At 68.9% G+C, this 1,356-nt stretch carries 2 pseudogenes; one reads left to right on the forward strand and one right to left on the reverse strand.

Going from position 1 to position 1,356, the window contains the following annotated elements:
- Positions 1 to 188: 188 nt before the first annotated feature.
- Positions 189 to 610: pseudogene (locus B0F77_RS44920) on the reverse strand (inorganic diphosphatase).
- A 123-nt stretch (positions 611 to 733) separates the two neighbouring features.
- Between B0F77_RS44920 and B0F77_RS47535 the strand changes: the two are divergent.
- A pseudogene (locus B0F77_RS47535) lies at positions 734 to 1,356 on the forward strand (hypothetical protein); the annotation flags it as partial.

Raw genomic sequence — 1,356 nt, forward strand, 5'->3', positions numbered from 1 at the left:
GCGCGATCGACACGGTCTTCATGACCGGCGGGATCGTGATGGTGGCGGCGTTCGTCCTCGTGTGGTTCCTGCGCGAGAAGCCGCTGTCGACCAGGTCGGGCCTGGAGCGGGTCGCGGACGCGGAGTCGATCGCGGTCTAGCTGAAAACGATGAAGGGACCNNGAAGGGTCCCTTCATCGTTTGTTGGCTCAGTGGAAGGACTCGCCGCGTGCCTCGGCGTCCTTCAGGCGCTGGTAGGAGCGCTTGATCTCGGCCTCGGCCTCGGTGCGGCCCACCCAGGTCGCGCCCTCGACGCTCTTGCCAGGCTCGAGGTCCTTGTAGACCTCGAAGAAGTGCTGGATCTCCAGGCGGTCGAACTCCGCCAGGTGGTGGATGTCGCGCAGGTGCTCGTGGCGCGGGTCGAAGGCCGGGACGCACAGAACCTTGTCGTCGCCGCCCTTCTCGTCGGTCATCCGGAACATGCCGATCGCACGAGCGGCGATCAGGCAGCCGGGGAACGTCGGCTCCTGGACGAGAACGAGGGCGTCCAGCGGGTCGCCGTCCTCGCCGAGGGNNCCTCGTACTTGTTGCGCACGCCCTTGGGGATCTCGATCAGGACGTCGAACTCCACTGGTCCTCGCTCATGTAGCCCATTCGTGACGCCACTAGTGTGGACCACGACGCCCTGTCAACCCTCATCGGAGCGGAGGCTGGAGGGTGTGAGATTGCCCGTACCGAGTTGACGGAGGCCCTCTTGCCGGACGAGCCCCAGTGGCCGACCGAGGACGACGACGCCGGTGCGGACACTGCGCCCGCCGAGTCGACGGTGCAGGTCAGCCGCCCGTCCGTCGACCAGCCGACGATGCGCTTCCCGCTCGCCGCGGTGCTCACGCCACCGTCCACACAGGAGCCGCTGCGCTCGTCTCCTGTTCGTTCCGCTCCTAACGGCGTGGGGGCCGGTTCCGGTGGTCCTGGCGGGTCCTCCGGCGCTTCCCTCGGGTCCGCGAGTGGATCTTCGGGTGGGAAGTCTCACGGGGCGATTGGTCCGGATGGTCGCGAACCTCGGGCGCTCCCGGTGCGGATCGAGCCGAAGGGCGAGCAGAAGACGACGGAGCTGTCGGTCCCGAACGCCAAGACGGCGCGGGTCGACCAGCTGCCGCACTCCGAGCCGTCGTGGTTCGACCAGTCGGCCAGGTCCGAGCCCGCACGTCCGCAGCAGCCTCCGCAGCAGCCTTCGCAGCCGGCCCAGCCTCCGCGGCAGGAACCCCAGCGCACCGAGATGTTGCGCGTCGACCAGCTTCAGCAGCGTCCGCAACCCCAGCGTGCCGAGGCGCCCCCGCGACCTGAACCGCGTCCGGAACCGCCGCGCCAGGAACC

Source organism: Lentzea kentuckyensis, assembly GCF_002150765.1.
GTDB classification, from domain to species: Bacteria; Actinomycetota; Actinomycetes; order Mycobacteriales; family Pseudonocardiaceae; genus Lentzea; species Lentzea kentuckyensis.